Source organism: Longimicrobium sp. (assembly GCF_036554565.1).
Classification (GTDB): domain Bacteria; phylum Gemmatimonadota; class Gemmatimonadetes; order Longimicrobiales; family Longimicrobiaceae; genus Longimicrobium.
The window spans coordinates 1-3,505 of record NZ_DATBNB010000348.1; the positions used below are offsets into that span (position 1 = coordinate 1).

Genomic DNA, 3,505 nt, shown 5'->3' on the forward strand with positions numbered 1-3,505 from the left:
ACACCGGCAGCACGGGGCCGGCCACCACGTCCGCATCGTGCTGGGCCTGCACCCGCAGCAGCTCGTCGAGCCAGCCGGGCTGGGGCACCTCGTCGTCGTCGATGAAGGCCATCATCTCCGCCCCGGCCTCGCGCGCGGCGGCCACGGCGGCGTTGCGCGCGTGGGATACGCCGCGGCGCTCCTCGTGCCGATAGCGCAGGGGCCAGGGAAGCCGGTCCGACCATTCGTCGCAGACGGCTTCGGCGGAGCGCGCGGGATCGTTGTCCACCACCACGATCTCCAGCTCCGGGCCGCGCCCCCCGCCGAAGCGCAGCGCCGCCAACCCCTCCAGCAGCCGGGCCAGGCCGCGGGGGCGCAGGTAGGTCACGGCGCAGACGGCCACCTTCACGGCGGGGTCTCCCGCACCGCGCGGGCGTGGAGCCCGGCGAGGGTGCGCCGCCCGCGGCTCATGACACCCAGCGCGGCCAGGCGCTGCACCAGCCGCTCCTTGCGCTCCATGCCCAGCACCCGCTCCAGCGCGCGTCCCGCGGGAGTGGCCGACACGGCGGGCGACCGGGCGAGCGCGCGGCCCTTGCCCAGCCACTCGCGGCCCAGCTCCCAGTGGCCGTTCTGGAAGCCCTGCATGGCCACCGCGTGGTACGACCGCGACAGCGAGCGGGCGAACAGCGGCAGCCGGCCCTGCGCCTCGAGCATGGACACCAGCCGGTCGAGCACGCGGATCTGCGACTGCAGCTTGTTGGCCTGCACGAAGTTGCGGCTGACGGACACTCGGGTGTCGCCGTGCATGCGGTACAGGCCCACCAGCTCGTCCGTGCGCGCGATGGAGGCGCCCAGCACCAGCGCGCGCATGGCGATGTCGCCGTCCTGGTTGCGGGCCAGCTCCTCGTCCCAGCCGCCGGTGGGCTCGTACGCGTCCCGCCGCCACAGCACGGCGCAGGTGGGCACCCACGACGACTCCAGCCAGCCGCGCAGCGCCTGGTCGCGGTCCTCGCTGGGCGGCCCCGGGTCGCGGGCGGTGCGCACCCACCTGCCCCCGGCGTCCAGCTCCAGCTTGGCGGAGTCGCCGACCGCGATGGCCCCCGGCCGGCCGCGCGCCACGGCCACCAGGGCGGCCAGCGCGCCGGGGGTGATCACGTCGTCCGCGTCCAGGAACATCAGGTAGGCGCCGCGCGCCAGCTCGGCGCCGCGGTTGCGGGCGTGGCCGCCGCCCCGGTTGCGGTCCAGCCGCAGCGCGCGGACCCGGTCCGGGTGCCGGGCCACGAAGCCCTCGACGATGGCCCAGCTGCCGTCCGTCGACGCATCGTCCACCACGACGGCTTCCACCTCCGGGTGCGACTGCGCCAGGATGGAGTCCAGCGTGTCGGCCACGAACGCCTCGGCGTTGTGGCAGGGAACCACGACGGATACCAGGTCGGGTGGGGCGGTGGTGCTCATGGTGCTCCTGTCCGTGCAGCCGGGGCGTGCGGAAGCGGGCGCGCGGTGTGAACGCGGCGCCCGCGCAAGCGGAACTCGGTCGATGGTCCCCGGCGCGAGATTGCTACCGCTTTGCGGTGCACCGCCCGTGCCAGCGCACCGCGTCAGCCCGGGGGCTCCGCACGTGCGCCACCCAGCCGCCGCAGGGCCTCGGACAGGTAGGCGTCGCGGAACACCCCGGGCAGGGTGGACGGCACCCCCGGCCGCCTGGGTGGATGGTCCACGATCATCCGGTGCAGCACGTCCGCTTCGCGCGCCACGCCCCCGGTGCCGAACACGGGGCCGATGAACGGATGCCGCCGCAGCACGTCCGCCAGGAGCCCGCGGTCCAGCCCGAAGCCGTCGTACGGAAAGGCGAAGGGAACGCGCGACGCGCCGGACAGTTCGGCGGCCACCCGGCACGACTCCACGATCTCGTGCTCCACCCGCCCGGCCCCGTCGATGGACCCCAGGTGCCAGTGGAGCCGCGAGTGCCCGCCGAAGGCGAAGCCCTCCCGCGCCATCTCCTTCACCTGCTCCGCCGTCAGGTACGGCTGCGTCCCGAGGAACGCCTCCACGTCCACCCCGGCCAGCTCCACCAGCCGCGCCAGGGTGGCGTACGCGGGCGAGTCGGGGTTGCGCAGCGCCGGGCGGATCCACGCCGACACCGCCTCCGCGTCCGCCAGGGGACGTCCCGCCGCCGCCCCCATCTCCTGCAGGATCGCCCGCACCCGCCCGCCGTCCATCGTCCGCATCGCCTCCACGCACAGCGCCACCTGGTTGAAGGCGAGCGCCTGCCCGTTGCCGATGACGTCGGTGGTCAGGAAGAAGGTGCAGGGGATGCCCAGCTCCAGGAGCATGGGGCGGACGACGGAGAAGCACTCCGCGTAGCCGTCGTCGAAGCTCAGGAAGACGCGGTTGGGCCCCAGCGGCCGGCCGGCGTCGCGCGCCTCCATCAGCTCGGCACAGGAGACGAAGCGGAAGTGCGCCTTCAGCCAGAGGAGGTCCGCGCGGAACTGGGCGACGGTCTTGAAGGGGTAGAGCCGGGAGACGTGGGGAACCGGCCGATCGCTCACCACGTGGTAGCACAGGCCGATGGGCTCGCTCCGGATCACCCGGGCGTAGGCGGTGACGGGGAGCAGCCGCATGGCGTTGGAGGCCACGCGGCGCGCGAGCACCCCCGGAGTCACGGCAGGCGCCCCGCGTCGGGGGACAGGCGCAGCACGCGGACCATGGCGAACTGCAGCGGCCGCGGAAGCCGGGACACGTTGGGCGCCAGCCGGTCGAAGAGCGCCGCCGGGCGAACGCGCGGAGGCAGCAGGTACACCCCCGCGGGCATGGCCAGGGCGCTGGCCGCGAGGATGGCCAGGAAGATGGCGCCGTCGCCGGCACCCAGCCGTTCCATCGCCAGCCGCGCCGCCAGCGCCGCCGCGCCCACCATGCCGGCCAGGGCCACCCCCGGCGCCTGCACGGCCAGGAACTCGCCCCAGGTGCCTTCGGCGATGCGCAGCGCCAGCGACGACATGGCCACGTACATGTAGACGATGGCCAGGCTGACGCCCACCGCCACCCCCGTGACCCCCCAGCGGGTGCCGGCGATGCCGCCCACGATGACCAGCGCGGCGTACACGAACTGGCGCCGCGTCTCTTCGCCCAGCCGATCGGAGGCGGCGGTGACGGCCCCGGCCAGGTGGTAGACCGCGCGGAAGAGGCCGGCGGCGCACAGCACCTGCAGCGCGGGCACCATTCCGCTCCACCGCGCCCCGTACAGCGTCACCACCATGTGGGGCGCCGCGATGACCATGCCGGTCATCACCGGGGCGGCGACCAGCGCCGTGAACTGCACGGCCAGCAGGTAGCCGCGCTTCAGCCGCGGCTTGTCGTTCTGCACCTCGGCCAGGGCGGGAAAGAGCACCGCGATGGTGGCGCCGCCCAAGTGGCTCAGCGGCAGCAGCATCAGGTTGTAGGCGCGCCCGTACAGGCCCAGCGCCGCGGCGCCCAGCACCCGCCCCACGATGGCGTTGTCGCCGTTGCGCGCGAAGTAGTTGACGAC

Annotated in this window: 4 protein-coding genes; all 4 read right to left on the bottom strand. The window is 74.5% G+C overall.

What is annotated here, in order from left to right; all coding sequences use genetic code 11:
• The coding region (locus VIB55_RS09745; protein WP_331876458.1) for a glycosyltransferase at positions 1-388 on the bottom strand (388 nt) is incomplete at its 3' end.
• Entirely contained in the window at positions 385-1,434 is a 1,050-nt protein-coding gene (locus tag VIB55_RS09750) for a glycosyltransferase family A protein (RefSeq protein WP_331876459.1), read from the bottom strand. The genes VIB55_RS09750 and VIB55_RS09745, both read right to left, overlap by 4 nt.
• 143 nt (positions 1,435-1,577) lie before the next feature.
• On the bottom strand, positions 1,578-2,642 hold the full coding sequence (locus tag VIB55_RS09755) for a polysaccharide deacetylase family protein (protein ID WP_331876460.1): 1,065 nt from the start codon (positions 2,640-2,642) through the stop codon (positions 1,578-1,580).
• A partial coding sequence (locus VIB55_RS09760) for an oligosaccharide flippase family protein (RefSeq protein WP_331876461.1) occupies positions 2,639-3,505 on the bottom strand: 867 nt, incomplete at its 5' end. The genes VIB55_RS09755 and VIB55_RS09760, both read right to left, overlap by 4 nt.

What these genes read in the sequence shown, in the direction of transcription:
- VIB55_RS09750 (WP_331876459.1), bottom strand. Translation starts at nt 1,434, where the DNA reads ATGAGCACCACCGCCCCACCCGACCTGGTATCCGTCGTGGTTCCCTGC.